This is a genomic window from Consotaella salsifontis (genome assembly GCF_900167365.1).
GTDB classification, from domain to species: domain Bacteria; phylum Pseudomonadota; class Alphaproteobacteria; order Rhizobiales; family Rhizobiaceae; genus Consotaella; species Consotaella salsifontis.
Genome location: NZ_FUXL01000005.1, coordinates 118,679 through 139,411, shown reverse-complemented (window position 1 = coordinate 139,411; position 20,733 = coordinate 118,679). Strand labels below are relative to the sequence as shown.

Genomic DNA, 20,733 nt, shown 5'->3' with positions numbered 1-20,733 from the left:
GGGCGCGGCATCGCGAACCGGCCTGGGCTTGGCTTCCTTGACCGTCGATGACACCTGCCGTGCAGACCGCCGTCCATGCAGCGTCGCATGGGGAGGCGGGCGCGGGCATTCAAGCGGCCGCGCGCCGTTCGTCGTTGCAAAACTGGAACGCGGTGTTCGAGTTTCCTGTCTGGCGGCGCACCATCGAGGGGCATAAGTACAGCTCATCGAAGGCGGCCAAGTTCGCTGCCTTTAGCGATGTAATCAAAGGAATAAAAAAATGAAGTATGGTGTTTTTGCTGCCGCTGGCGCTCTGGTTATTGGCATGACTTCTATCGCAGCTGCCAATCCCTTCGCGATCAACACGGCAAATAGCGGAGCTTATGCTTTGCGTTCTGTCCCTCAGTCGGCGACCTATCAGAATGACACCGACACGCCGGGACTGATCGGCGCCGCCCAGTCGTCTGAGTCGATCACCAGGCAGATCCAGGCTCATCCGGGTCTGGCTGAAGCCTTCCGCGCTCAGGGCGTCGACACGGCCTCGATCACCGCGCTCGAGGTGACGCCGAGCCATGTGGTCTACTTCGTCGACTAATCGACTCGACCATCTCGCTCATATCGGCCCGGCAGATTGTTTCTGTCGGGCCGCTTTGTTTTCTGGTCCAACAAAGAGAGCTTCGATGGCGACAAGGCCTATCAGCTCGCTGCACGGAACCCCGAGAATTAATTAGGCGGGCCCGTCTTTTTTTAGGAACGCTCTTCCCGCGAGATAATTATTACCCCGTGTCTGACGGCAACGCCGACAGGACGCGCCGCATGGCGGTGCGAATGGCTTGCTCGTCAAAGAAAATCACGAAAGGGTGATATCATGAATTGCATCAAGTACGCTGCCGCGGGCGCCATTATTCTTGGCATGTCTTCTGTCGCTTCTGTTGCTTCGGCTCAGACCTCGAGCACGGCTTATACTCTTAAGCCGGTTGTGTCGAATGAGATGATGACCAACAACAAGGCCGAGCTATCGGCGACGGCCGACACGGCGGAGGCATCGCCTGAGGCGGTCGCCAAGCAGATCGAGGCTCATCCGGGTCTGGCGGAAGCCTTTGCCGAGCAGGGCGTCGATACGAGCACGATCGTCTCGCTCAGCGTCTCGCCTGAGAACATCGTGACCTACGTCACGAAGTAAGCGAAGACAGGTCTTTCAAGAGAGCCCGGGGGCGCCGCCTCCGGGCTTTTTTTGCGTCTCGGGTTCGACCTTCAGGCCTTTGCGAGCGGAACGACAGGCGTGGGCGTGAGTGAAGCGTCGGACAGAGGCGCGAATCCGGCGCTCGATGACGCAAGCTCGATCTCGCTCTCGGCAAGATTTCCGTAAGGCTCCCTGAACGCGGCAACGAGACGCGGATGGATCGCATCGATGAATTCGCGAACCGCCGGCAGCATGCCGCGCCGCGAGGGGAAGGCGATGTGAAGCGAGCCATCCAGGCCCTTCCATTCGGGCAGGACACGCACCAGCGTTCCGGCGCGGACGCGATGGCAGGCGATGAAGTCGGGCAGAAACGCGATGCCGCCGCTGTGTTCGGCTGCCTTGAGGTGAACGACAAGATCGGTCGACGACATGCGCGGAGCGACGCGAACGGCGCGCTGTTCGCCATCGTCGCGACGCAACTCCCAGGTTTCGGTCCCCGCGCTCGCCCGCCGGCCGATGGTCGGGTAGGAGATCAACTCCACTGGGTCCTTGGGCTCGCCCAGGCGGCCGATCAACTCAGGGCTGGCGACCAACCCCGACGACATGTCCAGGACTCTCTTCACCACCAGGTCCAGCTCACCCGGCCGCTGCAGGGGGCCGCCCCGGATGGCAACGTCGATGTTGTCCTCAATGATGTTGAAACGTTGCGCGCTGACAATCAGATGGATGCGCAGCCGCTCGTACCGTTCCATCATCTCAAGCACCACGGTGGAAACGATATCGGCGCAGCGTCCCGGCGGACAGGTGACGGTCAAATCGCCGCGCGGCTCCTCGGTCATCGCGGCTGCGATCTCTTGCGCGCGCGCCATCTCGCCGACCGCCGCCCGGCATCTTTCGTAGATTTGCTGGCCGATCTCCGTCACCTTGAAGAGACGATTGGAGCGGTCGATGAGGCGTATGCCCAGTTCGTCCTCCATCTCGCGCACGCGCCGCGACAGGATCGATTTGGACACGCCGATATCGCGCGCGGCCGCGCTGAAGCCGCCGTTCCGCACCACGGCTTCGAAATAGTAGAGGTCGTTCAGATCATGCATGGCGCGAGCCTTTCGGTCGGTGTCGGCCGCTCAGCTTGGGCGCGATGCCTCGCTGAACCGTCGACGGGCGGCCTCCCAGAATGCCATGTCCCGCGACAAAACAGCAGGACGATGACCAGCAACAATTCGTAACGCTTTCGTGGGCAACTGAGCCCCCTGATCTCGATTACGTTATCCGTCGTCAAGCATCAGGAAAAAGCATGAAAAAGCTATCTGTTCTAACGGTCGCGGCCTGTCTCGCCCTGGCCTCTCCAGCCTTCGCGCAACCCATAAGGTCGCCGCTGGCCGCAGCCAATGTGCACCATTCCGTGGAGCACTCAAAACCGAAGGCGAAGACCACGTGCCGAGTCGAGCGACGTTCAAAGATCGTTCACGGCAAGAAGGTCTTCACCAAGATACGAATCTGCGAGACCAGCAAGTCCGCGCATCCGGCCGGACACCACAAGTGAAGCCGGCGGTGGCTTGTTGACGGCCACCATTGACGAAGGCTCTGCCGTCAGTCGGGAGAGCCTTCACTCGATCATTCCAAAGCCGCCGGAGCGGCTGCCTCAGGCATGCGTCAGCGCGCCGTGGCAGTGCTTGAACTTCTTGCCCGAGCCGCAGGGGCAGGGCTCGTTGCGGCCGACATAGCCCCAGTCCTCGGGCTTGTCAGGATCGCGCTGAAGAGGCGTCGCCTCGCTCGGCGTGAAATCTGCCGTCAACCTTTCGGCGCCGTTGCCACCCTCGTCGATGCCGCTGGTGGCGTCGACATGGTGAAGCTGCATCGGCGGGGGAGAAGCCGGCTCCTCCTGGCGCACCAACTCGACCCGCATGAGCTGGGTCGTGGTGCGCTCGCGCAGCTGCGTGAGCATGGACTGGAAGAGCTCGAAGGCTTCCGACTTGTACTCGTTCAGCGGGTCGCGCTGGGCATAGCCGCGGAAGCCGACCACCGAGCGCAGGTGATCCAGATTTACGAGATGCTCGCGCCACAGGCCGTCCAGGGTCTGAAGGACCACCGAGCGCTCGACATAGGTCATGAGCTCGGGGCCGAAGCGCTCGGCCTTGTCCGCCGCGATCTTGTCGGCGGCTTCCTTGATGCGGGTGACGATATCGTCCTCGGCGATGCCTTCCTCGGCCGCCCATTCGGCGATGGGCAAGTCGAGATTGAGGATCGCCTGCACATCCTGGCTGAGCTCCGCCGTCTTCCACTGCTCGGGATAGGCGCGCTCTGGAATGTGGCGGGCAACGATCGCCTCGATTGTTTCGTGGCGCATGTCGGTGATGGTTTCCGACAGCGTCTCGGCATCCATGAGCTCCAGGCGCTGGTCGAAGATGACCCGGCGCTGGTCGTTCATGACGTCGTCGTATTTCAGCAGGTTCTTGCGGATGTCGAAGTTGCGCGCCTCGACCTTCTTCTGCGCCTTCTCCAGCGCCTTGTTGATCCAGGGATGGACGATGGCCTCGTCCTCTTTGAGGCCGAGCTTGACCAGCATCGAATCCATGCGCTCCGAGCCGAAGATGCGCATGAGATCGTCCTGAAGGGACAGGAAGAACTTTGAGCGGCCGGGATCGCCCTGGCGGCCTGAACGGCCGCGCAGCTGGTTGTCGATGCGTCGGCTCTCATGGCGCTCGGTGGCGAGAACGTAGAGGCCGCCGGCGGCGATCGCCTCTTCCTTGAGACGCTGGATGTCGGCGCGGATCGCCGCCTCCTTCGCCGTCCGCTCCGGCCCCGCCGGCATGTCGGCGAGCTCGGCCTCGATGCGCATGTCGGCGTTGCCGCCGAGCTGGATGTCGGTGCCGCGGCCGGCCATGTTGGTGGCGATCGTCACCGCGCCGGGCACACCCGCCTGGGCAACGATATAGGCTTCCTGCTCGTGATAGCGGGCGTTGAGGACCTTGAAGTCCTTGAGGCCGTCCTTGCGCAGCCGGTCGGCAAGATGCTCGGACTTCTCGATGGAGACGGTGCCGACCAGGATGGGCTGGCGGCGGGAGTGCGCGTCCTTGATCTCGCGAACGATGGCGCGGATCTTTTCTTCCGCCGTGCGGTAGACCTCGTCGTCCTCGTCGAGACGGCGGATCGGCAGGTTTGTCGGAACGGTGACGACGTCGAGATCGTAGATGTCGGCAAATTCCGCCGCTTCCGTGTCGGCGGTGCCGGTCATGCCCGACAGCTTCTTGTACATGCGGAAGTAGTTCTGGAAGGTGATCGAGGCGAGCGTCTGGTTTTCGGGCTGGATCTTGACGTGTTCCTTGGCCTCGAGCGCCTGATGGAGCCCTTCCGAATAGCGTCGGCCCGGCATCATGCGGCCGGTGAACTCGTCGATGATGACGATCTCGTCGTTCCGGACGATGTAGTCCTTGTCGCGCGAAAACAGCTTGTGGGCCTTCAGCGCATTGTTGACGTGGTGAACGATCGCCACGTTCTCGATATCGTAGAGCGAGGCGCCGTGCAGGTGCCCGGCGGCGGCCAGCAGCCTTTCCAGCTTTTCCGTGCCCTCCTCGGTGAAGGTCACGGTCCGCTGCTTCTCGTCCAGCTCGAAGTCGCTGTCGGCAAGCTGGGGGATGAAGCTGTCGATGATCTGGTAGAGCTCGGAGCGGTCGTCGAGGGGACCGGAGATGATCAGCGGTGTGCGCGCCTCGTCGATGAGGATCGAGTCCACCTCGTCGACGATGGCGTAGTGATGGCCGCGCTGCACCATCTGCCCGCGCTCGTACTTCATATTGTCGCGCAGATAGTCGAAGCCGAGCTCGTTGTTGGTGCCGTAGGTGACGTCGCAGGCATAAGCCTCGCGCCGCTCGTCGTCGTTCATGCCGTGGACGATGACGCCGACCGTGAGGCCGAGGAAGCGGTAGACGCGTCCCATCCACTCGGAGTCGCGCTTGGCCAGATAGTCGTTGACCGTGACGACGTGGACGCCCTTGCCCTCCAGGGCGTTGAGATAGACGGGCAGGGTCGCCACCAGCGTCTTGCCCTCGCCGGTGCGCATCTCGGCGATGTCGCCGCTGTTGAGCACCATGCCGCCCATGAGCTGGACGTCGAAGGGGCGCATGCCGAGCGCGCGCTTGGAGGCTTCGCGTGCAACCGCGAAAGCGGGAACGAGGAGGTCGTCCACCGTCTTGCCGTTTGCCAGCTCGGCCTTGAATTCGTCGGTTTTGGCCCGGAGAGCCTCGTCGCTCAGAGCTTCCATCTCGGACTCGAGCGCGCCGATCGCAGTCACCGCCGGCTTGAAGCCACGGATGATCCGGTCGTTGCTGGAGCCGAGCAACTTGCGGGCGAGACCGCCGAAACTGACCATGAACAGGCCTCTTCAGATTAAGCCACGCAGCCGTCTCTTGGCGGGCTGCATGTCGCCGTCAAAGCCGCGGCGCCAAGTGCGTTCAAGGCGCGGCAGCGGGGAATCTCCGGCAGCAAGGAACATTCAGGTGAAACCGACGGTGCTTGGGCGAGGGGCTCCGGAGCCGGGTCCGAATGCCTGGAGCCGGAACGGGCGAAGGCCCTCGAACCGCCGCTCAACCCCTCCACTCTCTGGCCCATCGGAGAGGCTGCGGCCGTCTGACCCTGCCTTTGGGGCCTTCCCACGCCCGAGAGTTACACCGATTTCATCTGAATGTTTCTTGCTCTCCGGAACGGGCGAGAGATAAGAGTGGGGCCAAGGGATGTCAACGCTCGGCGCCGCTCGCCCGGCTGGCGGCCGCCTTCCCGGAGGCGGTCGGCCTGCCTGATTTTCGAGGGAGGCGGGATGCCGCCCAACCGAAGAAACGAACCCAAAGGAAGAAGATCCATGAAATCCATGCCACGCTTGATGACGGCGACGGCCGCCCTGGCGCTCTCCTGCCTCGCGCTTCCGGCGATCGCGGCCGACAATGGCGTTCTGGCCAAGGTTGGGTCGGCCGAAATCACCGAGAATGAGCTGGCGATCGCCACGGACGAACTCGGGCAGCAGTTCGGCCAGTTGCCGCCGGAGCAGCAGCGCCTCGCCGTGCTGTCCGCCCTTATCGACATCGAGGCGCTGGCCCAGGAGGCGGAGAAGGCCAAGCTGCAGGACGATCCCAAGGTGAAGGCGAAGATCAAGCTGCTGCGCGATCGGGCCCTCCACAACGCCTATTTCGAGAAGAACGGGCTCAATGCCATCAGCGACGAGGAGCTGAAGGCGCGCTACGACAAGGAAGTCGCGGCCATGCCGGCGACGGACGAGATCCACGCCCGCCACATCCTCGTGAAGACCAAGGAAGAGGCCGAGGACATCATCAAGCAGCTCGACGGCGGAGCCGACTTCGCCAAGCTGGCGACGGAAAAGTCCACTGGCCCGACGGGACCGAAGGGCGGCGATCTCGGCTTCTTCGGCCAGGGTCAGATGGTGCCCGAGTTCGAGAAGGCGGCCTTCGCCCTGGAGCCGGGCTCCTACACCAAGGAGCCGGTGCAGACCCAGTTCGGCTGGCACGTCATCAAGGTCGAGGAGAAGCGCAAGCAGCAGCCGCCGGCATTCGACGAGGTCAAGGATCAGGTCAAGCAGGTCGTGCTGCGCGACAAGTACATGGCGATGATCGAGAAGGCTCGCGGCGACCTCAAGGTCACCTATGTCGATCCGAAGCTGAAGTCCCAGGTCGAGGATCTGGAAAAGAAGGCGGCCGCGGGTGCCGCTGCCGACCCCGCTCAGGCGACACCCGGCAAGTAACCGGTGAGAGGCGAAGGCGTCCCAGGCGGGGCGCCCGAGGCGGGTGGGCGGCCTTGCGCCCCCGGCCTGTCGCCTACCAGAAGCCGGCGTCATCGGGCGCCGGCCCATTCTTCTTCTTTCGCTAATCCTTCGTTTCAGGGAATTTTCGTCATGAGCGGCTCGACCTCTCCTCTGGCCCCCAAGTCGTTCGCCGTGCTGCCGCCGATCGAGGGCGCGCGCATGGCGACGGCCGCCGCCGGCATCAAGTACAAGGGCCGGACCGACCTCATGATGATGGTGTTCGATCGTCCGGCCACTGTTGCCGGCGTCTTCACCCGGTCGAAATGTCCGTCGGCGCCGGTGGACTTTTGCCGCGAGAGCCTCAAGGGCGGCGTCGCCCGCGCCCTCGTGGTGAATTCGGGCAATGCCAACGCCTTTACCGGCAAAAAAGGGGTGCAGGCCACGGCGATGACGGCGGAGGCGGCGGCGCGCGCCGCCGGCTGCGCGACGAGCGACGTCTTCCTAGCCTCGACCGGCGTCATCGGCGAGCCGCTCGACGCCGGCAAGTTCTCCGGCCTGCTTGCAGGCCTCGTCCAGGACGCCTCCGAGGATCGGTGGCGCGCGGCGGGCGAGGCGATCATGACAACCGACACCTATCCCAAGCTCGCCACGCGCACCGCCTCGATCGACGGCGTTGCGGTGACGATCAACGGCATCGCCAAGGGAGCGGGCATGATCGCGCCCGACATGGCAACCATGCTGTCCTTCGTCGTCACCGACGCCCCGATCGCGGCGAGGGCGCTCCAGGCGATGCTGGCCGAGGCGGTCGAGCCGAGCTTCAATTCGGTGACGGTCGACAGCGATACCTCGACCTCGGACACGCTCCTGGTCTTCGCCACCTGTGCCGCCGAGCACCGGGGCGCCGGCGCCGTATCGGATGCGGGCGACGAGAGGGCCGCTTCGTTCAAGGCGGCGCTTACCGATCTCCTGCTCGATCTCGCCCGCCAGGTGGCGCGGGACGGCGAAGGCGCGAGGAAAGCCGTCGTCGTCGAGGTCGAGGGGGCGGTCGATGACCGATCAGCCAAGCGGATCGCGCTTGCCATCGCCAATTCGCCCCTGGTCAAGACGGCTGTTGCCGGCGAGGACGCCAATTGGGGGCGTGTCGTAATGGCGGTCGGCAAGGCGGGCGAACCGGCCGAGCGCGATCGTCTTGCGATCTGGTTCGGCGACGTGCGCGTGGCCTTTGGCGGCGAGCGCGACCCGGACTACAGCGAGGCGGCGGCCTCGGCGGTGATGCAGAAGGACGAGATCGTCGTTCGCGTCGACCTCGGCCTCGGCGACGGGCGCTGGACCGTCTATGGCTGCGACCTCACCAAGGAGTATGTGGCGATCAATGGCGACTACAGAAGCTGAGCGCCAGAGTCGGCTTGCCTTCGTCCGGCGGCTGGAGGCCGCGTCCCTCAGGGCCTGGCCTGCCAGCCAGACCGAGTATGACGGGACGTGGGTGATCCGTCTGACGGGGAGCTTTCCCGCCAAGCGGCTGAATTCCGTCAACCCGCTCGATCCGGGCGATACGCGCGACTTTGCCGCGCGCGTCGAGCGGGCCCGCGAGCGCTTCGCCGCCTTTGGGCGGCCGCTCGTCTTCCGGCTTTCGCCGCTCGCGCCGCCGACGCTTGCCGAGCACCTCGATCAAGAGGGCTGGGATGCCTTCGGCGAATCCATCGTGCTGTCCGCCGATCTTTCGCAAATCGACCTGTCGGACGCCCTCGACGGCATCCCCACCCGCGATCTCAACCGGTATGTCGAAACCAGCCTGGTGGTGCATGGGCGCGACCCGTCGCTGCGGCCGGGGCTTCTCGCCATCCTCCAGTCCATCAAGGCTCCGGCCGGCATGTTCATTCGCGCAGGCTTCGATGGCCGGCCGGTGGCGGCGGCCCTCGCCGTGCCGGACGGCGATCTCGCCGGCGTCCTCGACCTCGCCGTTTCGCCGGCGCACCGACGCCAGGGGATCGGCCGCGATCTGGTGAGAACGACGCTACGCTTTGCGCTTCACAAGGGCGCAAGCACCGCCTGGCTGCAAGTGGAGGCCGACAACGAGGCTGGTATCGAGCTCTATCGCGGTCTCGGATTCACGGAAGCCTACCGCTATGTCTATCGCGCGCCCGCCGGCTCCGCGCAGATGCTCTCCGGGCCCTCTTCCGAGGAGGAGAAAGAGTAGCCGATGACGGGAAAGATCCTGCTGGTGGCGGCCTGCGCCCTTTTGGACAGCGACAACCGCGTCCTTCTCGCCCAGCGCCCGGAGGGCAAGACGCTGGCTGGCCTTTGGGAGTTTCCGGGCGGCAAGGTGGAGCCCGGCGAAAGCCCGGAGGCGACGCTGATCCGCGAGCTGGAGGAGGAACTCGGCATTGCCGTTAAGGCGCCATGTCTTGCACCGCTCACCTTCGCCAGCCACGCCTATGACAGCTTCCACCTTCTGATGCCGCTCTATGTCTGCCGGCGCTACGAGGGCATTCCCGCCCCGCGCGAGGGGCAGGCGCTGAAATGGGTGCGGGCGAAGAACCTGCGCGATTATCCGATGCCGCCGGCCGACGAGCCGCTCATTCCTTTCCTTCTCGACCTCTTGTGAGAATTTTCCCGATCCGGGAAAGGCTCCGTTAAGTCAAAATTCACGGCTCTAGCGCGATCCTGTGGAGGAAGGACGTATCGCGTTCGCGATTCGCAGGAGCTGGCGGAGTGGAGCGAGTGAGCGGTGAACGAGCGAACGGGCGCGCCGGAAACACGGGACGGTCCGTCCTGGCCGAGGCCCGCACTGGACTGGTCAGGGCCTCCCTTCTCCTCGGCGTTCTCTTCTTCGCGCTCGCGCTCATTCTGGCGCCGGTCGCCGACCGTCAGGGGCGCTTTCGCATGGCCGAGCAGACGGATCTGATCGATCCCATCGTCACCGGCACGGTGCGCGGAGACGCACGCCAGACCTATGTGGTTCGGCGCAGCGTGCTGCAGGAGCCGGGCTCCGCAGCATGCCTGATGTACCCCGACGGACGGCGCGTCGGCGGCTGCTGACGTCCCTCAATCTTTTGCGAGATCGCTCGACCTGTCGCCCAGCACGGCGGCGAGACTGACCTTGCCGCTGCCGGGGCGCAGCGGCTTTTGCTGGCTTTCGTGCGGCTTCCAGCCGGAGAGGTACACGATCTCGAAGGTCGCGCGGACGCGGCCATCGGGATCGGCAAAGCGCTCCTGGTAAATTTCCGCCGCCCTGAGAAACAGGCGCTTGCCCGTGAAGGCGCGCCGGCGCTCGGTCAGCATGTTCGCCATGCCCATGGCGCGGAGATCGGCCATCAGCTCGAACATGGAAGGGTAGCGCACCGTCAACCGATCGAGATCGGCGACGGGGAGAGCCAGCCCGGCGCGCTGGAGCAGACCGCCGGCGTCCCGCGTGTCGACGAAGGGCGCAACGCGCGGCGAAACCCCGTCCGACAGCTCGCTTTCCGCAGCCAGCAGCGCGGCGCGCAGCTCGGCAAGGGAGCCCGCGCCGAGGAGCGCGGCGAGAAAGAGACCATCTGGCCGCAGCGCTCTCCTGATCTGAACAAGGGCGCCCGGCGTGTCATTGGTGAGATGGAGCGCGAGTGGCGACACGATCAGGTCGACCGAATCATCCCGCAGCGGCAGGGCTTCCTCGTCGGCCACCGCCGACAGCGGTGAGCCGTCGATGAAGGCGGCGATGCGCTCGAGGCGAAGGACGCGCGTCACCTTGCCGCTGCCCTGGAGCCCTTCGGCCAGTGTCCCGCCGTGGCCAGCAAGCTCGACGGCGGTCTCGAACTGTCGCTCCACCAGCGAAAGGCGATCAAGAAGCTCCTGCGTCACGGCGTCGAGAAGGAAACGCGCCGAGCCGGCTTCGGGCTTTTGCGCGGCCCGGCTCCTTCGGCGATCGAGAAGAATTCTGTCGAACAGCTGTTCGGCCATGGTGGCGCGTCCTTGTTCGTTCGCTCCCCCGGACGCTTGTCGGCGGCGGCAAAGGGAGTATCGTTAACGTGCCCGGTTTCTGAAGCGGAACGGAGCCGTTGGCAATCCTCGGGACGAATGTGAGGTCCTTGGCGGAAAGCCGATCGATCGCGAAAAAGTTGCACGAATTTGATTTGGGATCGTGCGCCACTGGCGGGATGATCGGGGCGAGAACCGGCATTGTCGCGGGGAGCTGAGACGAACAGGCGCGACGGGCGCCATCGGCTGGGTCGTCCATGGCGCGGCTGGGCGATTCCCGGCCGAGCAGTCGGGAGGCGAATATGACGTTGTGGGCTCGGGGAAGCAGAACCTTCGCGGGGGTGGTTTCGCGCCTTCTGTTTCCTCCTGTCTGTGCTGGCTGCCAGACCGCGACCGTCAAAGCGGGGGCCTTGTGTCCCCGATGCTGGAGCCAGCTGCGCTTCATCGAGCGACCCTTTTGCGAGGTTCTCTGCCTTCCCTTCAGCTACGATCTCGGGCGCGGCTTTCTGTCGGCCGAGGCGATTGCCGATCCGCCTCCCTTCGCGCGGCTGCGCGCCGCCGTTCTTTACGGTGATCTGGCCGGCCGACTGGTCGGTGCGCTGAAATATGGCGACCGTACCGATCTCGCGCCGATGATGGCGGGTTGGATGAGCCGGGCGGGGGCCGAGCTTATCGGTGACGTCGATGTGGTCGTGCCGGTGCCGCTCCATACCGGGCGGCTTTGGCGCCGCCGCTTCAACCAGTCGGCCGAGCTCGCCCGTCACATCGCCCGGAAGGCCGGCAAGCCGATGGCGCCTCTTGCCCTGGCGCGCGTCCGGCCGACCCGGAGCCAGGTCGGGCTCGGCCCGCAGGAGCGCCACGACAATGTGCGCGGGGCTTTTCTCGTCCGGGACGATCGCCGCTTCGAGATCGAGGGCCGGCGCGTCCTTCTCGTCGACGACGTCTATACGACCGGTGCCACCGCTCAGAGCGCGACCCGCGCGCTGAAGCGCGCCGGTGCCCGCGACGTCGATGTCGTGACGTTCGCCAGGGTTGCGGCAGGCAGCTCGTGAATCCATATCATCGGGTGTCCTCTCCTTCAGAAAGTCTCCCGATGCCCAATGTCACGATCTATACGCGTCCCTATTGCGGCTACTGCGTCAGGGCCAAGCAACTGCTGGCCGAGAAGGGCGTAGAGTTCGATGAGAAGGATTCCGGCGTCGATCCCTCCTTCCGCTCGGAGATGATCCAGCGGGCGAAGGGCCGCTCAACCTTCCCCCAGATCTTCATCGGCGAGACGCATGTGGGCGGCTGCGACGATCTTTACGCGCTGGAACATGCCGGCCGGCTCGACGCCCTGCTGGCGTCCTGAGGCGAAATCGGGCAAGACAGGGTCATGACCGTCTTTTCCGCTGCTGTTCTCCAGATGCGCTCCGGCGAGGAGCCGCGCGACAATGCCGCTCTTCTCGAACGTCTGGTCGAGGAGGCCGTCCGGCGCGGCGCGATCTACCTTCAGACGCCCGAGATGACGGGCATGCTGGCGCGCGACCGCGAGGTCTTCAACGCCCGGCTCCGCGACCCCGACGAGGACGAGGTGGTGAAGGCGGCGCGCGATCTCGCCCGGCGTCACCGGGTCCACATCCATATCGGGTCTGTCGCCGTGAAGGGGACCGGCGACAAGGCGGCGAACCGCGCCTTCGTGTTTTCGCCTACGGGCGAGTTGCTCGCCACCTACGATAAAATCCATATGTTCGACGTCGACCTCGACCATGGCGAGAGCTGGCGCGAATCGGCGACCTATCAACCGGGGGAGACGGCGGGCCTCGTCGATCTCGCGCTGGGCGAGGGCACGGCGCGCCTTGGCCTCGGCATCTGCTACGACGTGCGCTTTCCCCAGCTCTTCCAGCGACAGGCGCTGGCCGGCGCCGAGGTGCTGACGGCCCCCGCCGCCTTCACGCGGCAGACGGGCGAGGCGCACTGGCATGTGCTCCAGCGCGCGAGAGCGATCGAGAACGGCGCGTTCGTCGTCTCCGCGGCGCAGGGCGGTCGTCATCAGGACGGACGCGAGACCTACGGTCATTCGCTGATCGTCGATCCCTGGGGCCGCGTCCTGGCAGAGATGGCGGGCGATGAACCGGGCGTGGCGGTCGCCGAGATCGATACGGCGATGGTGGCCTCGGCGCGGAAGAAAATTCCGAACCTTGCGAATGCCCGCGCATTCGGCCTCGGCTTTTCCGGCGGGAAGGACCGCCTGTGATTCGCTTCTCTCTTCGCTGCAAGCCTGAAGGCCATGGCTACGATGGCTGGTTCCGCTCCAGCGAGGATTTCGAGGCGCAGGCGGCGAAAGGGCTCGTCTCCTGTCCCGTGTGCGGCGCGAGCGCGGTCGAGAAGGCGCCGATGGCGCCCGCGGTCAATTCGTCCCGCGCCAAGGAAGCGCGCGGCGCGGTGATGAACGCCGAGGCGGCCAAGGCTCTTGCCCAGCTTCAGGAGATGGCACGCCAGGTGCGCGCCAACGGTGACTATGTCGGCCCGCAGTTCGCCGAGGAAGCCCGCAAGATCCATTATGGCGAGGCCGATCGCCGCCAGATCTATGGCGAGGCTTCGACGGCCGAGGTGAAGGAACTCGCCGGCGAGGGCATCGCCGCCTTTCCGATGCCGCCATTGCCGGAAGATCAGAATTAACTCAAAATTGACCTTAATCCTTGGTTTCCCGCGCTCGCCACATTTGTGCGGGGAGCCCGGCGAGGACTGGTGCGTTGACAGGACAGTTTGAACGATTCCAAGGGGATGAGCTGGCCTCAGCCCCAGGGAAGCGCCTTTTCCTGTTCTGGAGACCATGCATGACCCTCGCTCGTCTTGCCGGCGTTCTTGCCCTTGTCGCCTCGCCGGCGGTCGCCGCTGAAACCGCCGGCCTGCCCAAGCCGCTGTCCGCCGACACCATCAACGCCGCGACCTTCACCGACTGGCGCCACCGCCAGGACGAGGCCGCGGCCATCGCCGCGACGGCGAAGGCCGATCCGACCATCGGCGCCATCATCGATGCGAATCAGGCCGTGACGCCACCGTCTTCCTCGACGGAAACCGTGCCGGTGACGGGCGCACCGGGCAAGGTGGTCGAGGTTCCCGAGAATTCCACCGACGTTCCCGATCAGGCCGCGCTGGAGGAAGTGGACGAGCCGCAGGAGCCGGATCCGTTCCTGGTTCGTCTCCAGGTGCTGCTGGACCGGGCCCATGCCTCGCCCGGCGTCATCGATGGCTTCCTCGGTGAGAACACGAAGAAGGCGATTCGCGCCTACGAGGCCATGGCCGGTCTTGCCGTCGACGGCGAACCCGACGAATCGCTCTGGCAGTCCCTGTCGCGCGATGGCGGGCAGGTGGTCGCTGAATACACCATCGCGCCGGAGGACGAAGCCCCGCGCTATGTGAAAAGCCTGCCGGAGGATTACGGCGAACTCGCCAAGCTCGACTGGCTCGGCTTTCGCGGACCGGCCGAGATGCTGGCCGAGCGCTTCCACATGGACGAGGACCTGCTGAAGCGCCTCAACCCGGCGGCGGATCTGGCAAAGGCCGGCACGACCATTCTCGTCACCGTCCCCGGCGCCACGCCCGAAGCCAAGGTCACGAATATCGTGGTCGACAAGAAGGCAGGAGAATTGCTCGCCTATGACGAGGCGGGCCGCGTGGTGATGGCGGCGCCCGCGACCATCGGCTCGGATGCCATGCCCTCACCCTCGGGCGAGACGATGGTCGAGGCGATCGCTCCGGAGCCGACCTATACCTACGACCCCGGCAAGAACTTCAAGCAGGGGAACAACGACAAGGCGATGACGCTGCCCTCCGGGCCGAATGGGCCGGTCGGCTCCATGTGGATCGATCTGTCCAAGCCCACCTACGGCATCCACGGCACAGCCGCGCCGGATCTTGTCTCCAAGAGCGCCAGCCACGGCTGCGTGCGGCTGACCAACTGGGATGCGGAGACGCTCTCCAAGCTGGTCGAGCCGAAGAAGACGAAGGTCGTCTTCAAGGAAGGTTAGCCGGCTTTGGGCGCCTTTCTTCTTGCAGGAGTCCGGCGCTTGCGGGGCGGCTTGGAGGCTGCCGCTTCGCTCATCTCGCCTTCGCGGGGGCGGCGGGAGAGGATCATGTAGTTGACGTCGATATCGGACGAACGGCGGAACGAATCGGACAGCGGATTGTAGACGACCCCGGTCTCGTCGATGACGTCGAGACCGGCCGCCAGGACCGGTGCCTCGATCTCTTGGGGGCGGACCAGCTTGGAATACTGATGGGTGCCGCGCGGCAGCCAGCGAAGAACGTATTCGGCGCCGAAGATCGCCATGGCGCCGGCCTTCAAGGTTCGGTTGATGGTGGCGACGAAGAGCAGCCCTCCCGGCTTCACCATCTTGGCGCAGGAGGACAGGAAGAGATCAACGTCGGAGACGTGCTCGACGATCTCGAGCGCCAGCACGACATCGAACGTCTCGCCGGCGCGCTCAAGATCCTCCGAGGTGGTCGCGCGGTAGTCGATGGCAAGGTCCGACTGTGCCGCGTGAATCTTGGCGACCTCGATGTTGGTTTCCGAGGCGTCGGCGCCGACGACGGATGCGCCAAGGCGCGCCATCGGCTCGCAGATGAGGCCGCCGCCGCAGCCGATATCAAGGATGCGCAATCCCTCGAAGGGTTTCAGGTCCTTCAGGTCGAGGCCGAAATTCATGCAGACCTGCTCGCGGATGTAGTCGAGCCGGACGGGATTGAACTTGTGCAGCGGCTTGAACTTGCCGGCGGGATTCCACCATTCCCGGGCAAGCCGCGAGAAGCGATCGATCTCGTTCGCGTCGATGGTGGATGGCTTGGCCTCGGTCATCGTCATTTCCGCTCTTTCTGCTGCCATGGGGGGAAGGTTCCGCTTTCATCCCCAAAGTCAAGCAAGTCCGGCCCGGATGGCCGGAACTTCGCCGAATCTTGCGAAGAGGCGACAATTCCGCTACTCAGCCCGCGCTCGCCGCGCGTCGTGGGCATTGATGACCGCTTCGCGCATTCCGATTATCGACGACGGCTTGGCACCACAAGCTCCTGCGGAGCAACGGCTCTTTTCCTGATGGCGCGTCTCGTTCTCAAATTCGGCGGCACTTCGGTGGCCGACATCGCCCGCATCCGAAACGTCGCGCGCCACGTCAAACGCGAGGTCGACGCCGGTCATCAGGTGGCGGTGGTGGTTTCCGCCATGTCCGGCAAGACCAACGAGCTCGTCGGATGGTGCCGGGAAGCTTCGCCCATTCACGACGCGCGCGAATACGACGCCGTCGTCGCCTCGGGCGAGCAGGTGACGTCCGGCCTCCTGGCCATCACGCTCCAGGCCATGGGCGTCAACGCCCGCTCCTGGCAGGGTTGGCAGATTCCGCTGAAGACGGATGGCGCCCATGGCGCGGCGCGCATCGAGGATATCGACGCCAGCGAGATCGTGCGTCGCTTCGGCGAAGGCCAAGTGGCGGTGATCGCCGGCTTCCAGGGCATCGCTCCCGACAATCGCATCGCGACGCTCGGGCGCGGCGGCTCCGACACCAGCGCGGTCGCCATTGCCGCGGCCGTGAAGGCCGATCGCTGCGACATCTATACGGATGTCGACGGCGTCTATACAACCGACCCGCGCATCGAGCCCAAGGCGCGCCGCATGGCCCGCGTCTCCTTCGAGGAGATGCTGGAGATGGCCTCGCTCGGCGCCAAGGTGCTGCAGGTGCGCTCGGTCGAGCTCGCCATGGTTCATAAGGTCCGGACCTTCGTCCGGTCCTCCTTCGACGACCCGGATGCACCCGGCATGGGCGACTTCGACAATCCGCCGGGAACGCTCATTTGCGATGAGGACGAAATCGTGGAACAGCAGGTCGTGACAGGCATCGCCTACGCCAAGGACGAAGCGCAGATTTCGCTGAGGCGCGTCCAGGACCGCCCGGGCGTGGCGGCGACGATCTTCGGCCCGCTCGCCGAGGCGGGCGTCAATGTCGACATGATCGTGCAGAGCGTCTCCGAGGATGGCTCGGCGACGGACATGACCTTCACCGTTCCTGCCGGTGATGTCGCCAAGGCCGAGGGCGTGCTCGACAAGGCCAAGGCCGATATGCGCTACGACGTGGTGCAGAGCGAGACGGGCCTCACCAAGGTATCGATCATCGGCATCGGCATGCGAAGCCATACGGGCGTGGCCGCCACTGCCTTCAAGGCGCTGGCGAATCGCGGCATCAATATCCGCGCGATCACGACCTCCGAGATCAAGATCTCGATCCTCATTGACGGCGAGTTTACAGAGCTTGCAGTCAGGACCTTGCATTCGGCCTACGGTCTGGACAAAGCTTGAGGATGTGTCGCGGCTGATCCGGCCGCCTTCCGCGCTCCTCGACCGGTTTGACCGGCCGTACCGAAAGACGAGAAGACGCTCTTGCCAAGAAGCGATCCTTCCGGCCCTCGCGTCCTGTTGCGGCGCATCCGTGGCCTCATGGCCGAACCGCTCGAGCCGCAGCAGCGGCTCGACGAGATCGTGCGCCAGATTGCCAAGACCATGGTGGCCGAGGTCTGTTCGATCTACGTGCTCCGGGTCGACGGCGTCCTCGAACTCTATGCCACCGAGGGCCTCAACCCTGGGTCGGTGCACCTCGCCCAGCTGAGGCTCGGTGAGGGCCTCGTCGGCACCATCGCCGCGACGGCCCGCCCGCTCAACTTGCCAGAGGCGCACAAGCACCCGGCCTTCACCTATCTGCCTGAGACGGGCGAGGAGATGGTGAACTCCTTCCTCGGCGTTCCGATCTTGAGGGCCGGGCGCACGCTCGGCGTGCTCGACGTCCAGAACAAGGACAAGCGCATCTACCGCGACGAGGAGGTCGAGGCGCTCGAGACCATCGCCATGGTCATCGCCGAGATGATCGCCGCCGGCAGCCTGGAAGGGCTGTCCCGGCCGGGCGTTCAGCTCGACCTGACGCGGCCGGTCTCCTATGCGGCGGTGCCGCTGTCCGACGGCATCGGGCTGGGCCGCGTCGTCCTGCACGAGCCTCGCGTCGTCGTCATGAACCTCTTCAACGAGGACGGCGAGGCCGAGGTCGAGCGCCTGGGACAAGCGCTCGATTCGCTGCGGGAGGCCATCGAGAACCTTCTTTCTCGGCGCGATATCGCGGTCGAGGGCGAGCACCGCGCGGTGCTCGAGGCCTACCGCATGTTCGCCCATGATCGGGGCTGGGTGCGCCGGCTGGAAGAGGCGGTCCGCAACGGCCTGACAGCCGAAGCGGCCGTTGAAAAGGTCCAGAGCGACATGCGCGCGCGCATGATGCACATGACGGACCCCTATATCCGCGAGCGCCTGCACGATTTCGACGATCTGGCCAACCGCCTCTTGCGCCAGCTGATGGGCGGTGACGACGCCGAGGACCCGCAGGAACCGGCGGACGCGGTCATCGTCGCCCGCTCCATGGGCGCGGCGGAGCTTCTCGACTACCGCCGTGAAAGGGTTCGTGGCCTCGTTCTCGAAGAGGGAACGCCGACGAGCCATGTCGTCATCGTGGCGCGTGCGCTTGGCATCCCTGTGGTGGGGCAGGTCAAGGGCGTCGTCTCCATGGCGGAGAAGGGCGATCCCATCATCGTCGACGGCGACGACGGCGGCGTTCATCTGCGCCCGCCGGCGGATGTCGAGGACGTCTTTGCCGAAAAGGTGCGCTTCCGCGCCCGCCGACAGGAGCAGTATCGCGCGCTGCGTGGTCTGCCGGCCGAGACCAAAGACGGCGTCACCATCGATCTGATGATGAATGCCGGCCTGACCGTCGATCTGCCGCAACTGGACGAATCGGGAGCGGCCGGCATCGGCCTCTTCCGCACCGAGCTTCAGTTCATGATCGCCTCGACCATGCCGAAGGCTTCGGCGCAGGAGCGGCTCTATTCGGCCGTTTTGGATGCGGCCGGCGATCGGCCCGTGACCTTTCGGACGCTGGATGTCGGCGGCGACAAGCTGCTGCCGTATCTGCGGCAGGCACCGGAGGAGAACCCCGCCCTTGGCTATCGCGCGCTGCGCCTGACGCTCGATCGGCCGGCCCTGATGCGCACCCAGTTGCGCGCGCTGCTGAAGGCGGCGGCGGGACGCGAGCTGCGCGTCATGTTCCCGATGGTCGCGGACCTCGCCGAGATGCGGCAGGCGCGCGCGCTGGTCGATCGCGAGTTGGCTCATCTCGAGCGCTTTGGCTACGGCGTTCCGAAGACGATCAAGCTCGGCGCGATGATCGAGGTGCCCTCGCTGCTCTTCCAGCTCGACGCGTTGATGGCGATGTCGGATTTCGTCTCCATCGGGTCGAATGATCTCTTCCAGTTCTTCTTCGCCGTCGATCGCGGCAACTCGCATCTCGCGGGGCGCTACGACGATCTCGCCGCGCCGTTCCTCAAGGTGCTGCGCTCGATCGTGGAGGCGGGGGAGCGCAACAAGACGCCGGTGACGCTGTGCGGAGAGCTGGCCAGTCGGCCGCTCTCGGCGCTGGTCCTCATCGCCCTCGGGTTCCGCTCGATCTCCATGGCGCCGGCGGCCATCGGTCCGGTCAAGGCCGCGCTGATGCAGCTCGACGTCAGCAAGTTCGCGTCGACCGTCAACGAGTTCATCGACGCCAACCAGCCGGGCGTGAAGTTGCGCGACAGGCTGCTGCAATTTGCAGCCACGCACGAGATCCCCTATTAGCGCCGTTTCTCGCGCGCGGTTTTCCGCGCGGATTTGAGCGGGAGTGGCGCCGCGCTGCTCTCCTGATCCGGTTCTCCGTGGCGGACGGACAAGGCACCTATGGTCACATTGCCCGAAGACAGCATGAACGAGATGGTGAAGCGCTTCGCCTATCTCGAGGCGGAGATGGCCAAAGGCGGCGACCGCGCCGACTTTGGAGCGCTGGCCGCCGACTATGCCTCGCTGGAGCCGGTGGTGAAGGCGATCCAGACCTACCGCGCGGCGGAGCGGGAGGTCGCCGATCTCAGGACGCTGCGCGACGACCCTTCGGGGGATCGGGAAATGCGCCAGCTCGCTGAGGTCGAGCTCCACGAGGTGGAGGACCGGTTGGAAAAGCTCGCTGGAGAGGTTCAGATTCTTCTCCTGCCCAAGGACGATGCCGACGAGAAGGGCGCGATCCTCGAAATCCGCGCCGGCACCGGAGGCTCGGAAGCCGCGCTCTTCGCTGGCGATCTGTTCCGCATGTACAACCGTTTCGCCGAGCTTTCCGGCTGGAAGGTCGAGATCCTTTCGGCCAGTGAGGGCGATGTCGGCGGCTACAAGGAGGTGATCGCCTCCGTGAAGGGCAAGAATGTCTTCTCCCGGCTGAAGTTCGAATCGGGCGTCCATCGCGTGCAGCGCGTACCCGAGACGGAGTCGGGCGGGCGTATCCACACTTCGGCGGCGACGGTGGCCGTGCTGCCGGAGGCGGCGGATATCGACGTGGACATCAAGGCCGAGGACATCCGCATCGACACCATGCGTTCGTCGGGCGCCGGCGGTCAGCACGTCAATACAACCGACTCCGCCGTTCGCATCACCCATCTGCCGACAGGGATCGTCGTCACCTCTTCGGAGAAGTCGCAACACCAGAACCGCGCCCGGGCAATGGAGGTTCTGAAGGCCCGCCTCTATGATCTGGAGCGCCATCGCGCTGACAGCGCCCGTTCCGAGGCGCGGCGCGTCCAGGTGGGCTCCGGCGACCGGTCGGAGCGCATCCGCACCTACAATTTCCCCCAGGGGCGGGTCACGGACCATCGCATCAACCTGACTCTCTACAAGCTGGATCGCTTCATCGAGGGCGAGATGGACGAGCTGATCGATGCGCTGATCGCCGAGGATCAGGCGGCGCGGCTGGCGGCCGTGAAGGCCGAAGCTTAGGCCGCCCCG

Annotated in this window: 19 protein-coding genes and 1 pseudogene; 16 read left to right on the top strand and 4 right to left on the bottom strand. The window is 65.3% G+C overall.

What is annotated here, in order from left to right; all coding sequences use genetic code 11:
• Positions 1–47: 47 nt before the first annotated feature.
• From B5D38_RS08780 to B5D38_RS22000, 3 genes are all read left to right on the top strand, one after another.
• The gene (locus tag B5D38_RS08780; protein WP_165690816.1) at positions 48–263 is read left to right on the top strand and encodes a hypothetical protein; all 216 of its coding nucleotides are present in this window, start codon (positions 48–50) and stop codon (positions 261–263) included.
• Positions 264–304: 41 nt separating this feature from the next.
• The gene (locus B5D38_RS08775; RefSeq protein ID WP_131829887.1) at positions 305–574 is read left to right on the top strand and encodes a hypothetical protein; all 270 of its coding nucleotides are present in this window, start codon (positions 305–307) and stop codon (positions 572–574) included.
• Positions 575–973: 399 nt separating this feature from the next.
• Complete coding sequence (locus tag B5D38_RS22000) at positions 974–1,162, top strand: hypothetical protein (protein ID WP_131829886.1); 189 nt, start codon at positions 974–976, stop codon at positions 1,160–1,162.
• Positions 1,163–1,233: 71 nt separating this feature from the next.
• Here B5D38_RS22000 and B5D38_RS08765 read toward each other — a convergent pair whose 3' ends face one another.
• Both B5D38_RS08765 and secA read right to left on the bottom strand, forming a co-directional pair.
• Positions 1,234–2,256, bottom strand: a complete 1,023-nt coding sequence (locus B5D38_RS08765) for a LysR substrate-binding domain-containing protein (RefSeq protein ID WP_078708038.1) — start codon at positions 2,254–2,256, stop codon at positions 1,234–1,236.
• Positions 2,257–2,804: 548 nt separating this feature from the next.
• Positions 2,805–5,531, bottom strand: coding sequence for a preprotein translocase subunit SecA (secA, locus tag B5D38_RS08755; protein ID WP_078708036.1), 2,727 nt, complete (start codon positions 5,529–5,531; stop codon positions 2,805–2,807).
• 486 nt (positions 5,532–6,017) lie between these two features.
• On the opposite strand from secA, the gene B5D38_RS08750 reads away from it, so the two are divergent.
• The 5 genes from B5D38_RS08750 (at position 6,018) to B5D38_RS08730 (ending at position 9,950) form a co-directional block, all read left to right on the top strand.
• Complete coding sequence (locus tag B5D38_RS08750; protein ID WP_078708035.1) at positions 6,018–6,911, top strand: peptidylprolyl isomerase; 894 nt, start codon at positions 6,018–6,020, stop codon at positions 6,909–6,911.
• Positions 6,912–7,061: 150 nt separating this feature from the next.
• Positions 7,062–8,303, top strand: coding sequence for a bifunctional glutamate N-acetyltransferase/amino-acid acetyltransferase ArgJ (gene argJ, locus B5D38_RS08745; protein WP_078708034.1), 1,242 nt, complete (start codon positions 7,062–7,064; stop codon positions 8,301–8,303).
• On the top strand, positions 8,284–9,108 hold the full coding sequence (locus B5D38_RS08740) for a GNAT family N-acetyltransferase (protein ID WP_245318950.1): 825 nt from the start codon (positions 8,284–8,286) through the stop codon (positions 9,106–9,108). Before argJ ends, B5D38_RS08740 begins: the two co-directional genes overlap by 20 nt.
• A 3-nt stretch (positions 9,109–9,111) precedes the next feature.
• Positions 9,112–9,516, top strand: coding sequence for a (deoxy)nucleoside triphosphate pyrophosphohydrolase (locus tag B5D38_RS08735; RefSeq protein ID WP_078708032.1), 405 nt, complete (start codon positions 9,112–9,114; stop codon positions 9,514–9,516).
• A gap of 116 nt (positions 9,517–9,632) precedes the next feature.
• Positions 9,633–9,950, top strand: coding sequence for a hypothetical protein (locus tag B5D38_RS08730; RefSeq protein ID WP_131829885.1), 318 nt, complete (start codon positions 9,633–9,635; stop codon positions 9,948–9,950).
• Positions 9,951–9,956: 6 nt separating this feature from the next.
• Here B5D38_RS08730 and B5D38_RS08725 read toward each other — a convergent pair whose 3' ends face one another.
• Positions 9,957–10,850, bottom strand: coding sequence for a class I SAM-dependent methyltransferase (locus B5D38_RS08725; protein ID WP_078708030.1), 894 nt, complete (start codon positions 10,848–10,850; stop codon positions 9,957–9,959).
• A 320-nt stretch (positions 10,851–11,170) separates the two neighbouring features.
• On the opposite strand from B5D38_RS08725, the gene B5D38_RS08720 reads away from it, so the two are divergent.
• The 5 genes from B5D38_RS08720 (at position 11,171) to B5D38_RS08700 (ending at position 14,881) form a co-directional block, all read left to right on the top strand.
• Positions 11,171–11,920 (top strand): ComF family protein, encoded by a 750-nt coding sequence (locus tag B5D38_RS08720; protein WP_078708231.1) that lies wholly within the window; start codon positions 11,171–11,173, stop codon positions 11,918–11,920.
• A gap of 41 nt (positions 11,921–11,961) precedes the next feature.
• Positions 11,962–12,219 (top strand): glutaredoxin 3, encoded by a 258-nt coding sequence (gene grxC / locus B5D38_RS08715; RefSeq protein WP_078708029.1) that lies wholly within the window; start codon positions 11,962–11,964, stop codon positions 12,217–12,219.
• A gap of 24 nt (positions 12,220–12,243) precedes the next feature.
• A complete protein-coding gene (locus tag B5D38_RS08710) occupies positions 12,244–13,104 on the top strand; it encodes a carbon-nitrogen hydrolase family protein (protein WP_078708028.1) in 861 nt (286 codons plus the stop codon).
• Positions 13,101–13,529, top strand: a complete 429-nt coding sequence (locus B5D38_RS08705; RefSeq protein WP_078708027.1) for a DUF1178 family protein — start codon at positions 13,101–13,103, stop codon at positions 13,527–13,529. Before B5D38_RS08710 ends, B5D38_RS08705 begins: the two co-directional genes overlap by 4 nt.
• Positions 13,530–13,687: 158 nt before the next feature.
• Positions 13,688–14,881, top strand: a complete 1,194-nt coding sequence (locus B5D38_RS08700; RefSeq protein WP_078708026.1) for a L,D-transpeptidase family protein — start codon at positions 13,688–13,690, stop codon at positions 14,879–14,881.
• Between the two features lie 86 nt (positions 14,882–14,967).
• Here the strand turns inward: B5D38_RS08700 and ubiG are convergent.
• A pseudogene (gene ubiG, locus B5D38_RS08695) lies at positions 14,968–15,708 on the bottom strand (bifunctional 2-polyprenyl-6-hydroxyphenol methylase/3-demethylubiquinol 3-O-methyltransferase UbiG); the annotation flags it as partial.
• Positions 15,709–15,942: 234 nt separating this feature from the next.
• Here ubiG and B5D38_RS08690 point away from each other — a divergent pair.
• The 3 genes from B5D38_RS08690 (at position 15,943) to prfA (ending at position 20,724) form a co-directional block, all read left to right on the top strand.
• Positions 15,943–17,196, top strand: a complete 1,254-nt coding sequence (locus tag B5D38_RS08690) for an aspartate kinase (RefSeq protein ID WP_078708025.1) — start codon at positions 15,943–15,945, stop codon at positions 17,194–17,196.
• A gap of 138 nt (positions 17,197–17,334) precedes the next feature.
• Complete coding sequence (ptsP, locus tag B5D38_RS08685) at positions 17,335–19,545, top strand: phosphoenolpyruvate--protein phosphotransferase (protein ID WP_078708229.1); 2,211 nt, start codon at positions 17,335–17,337, stop codon at positions 19,543–19,545.
• Between the two features lie 99 nt (positions 19,546–19,644).
• Entirely contained in the window at positions 19,645–20,724 is a 1,080-nt protein-coding gene (prfA, locus tag B5D38_RS08680) for a peptide chain release factor 1 (RefSeq protein WP_078708024.1), read from the top strand.
• Positions 20,725–20,733: the final 9 nt, after the last annotated feature.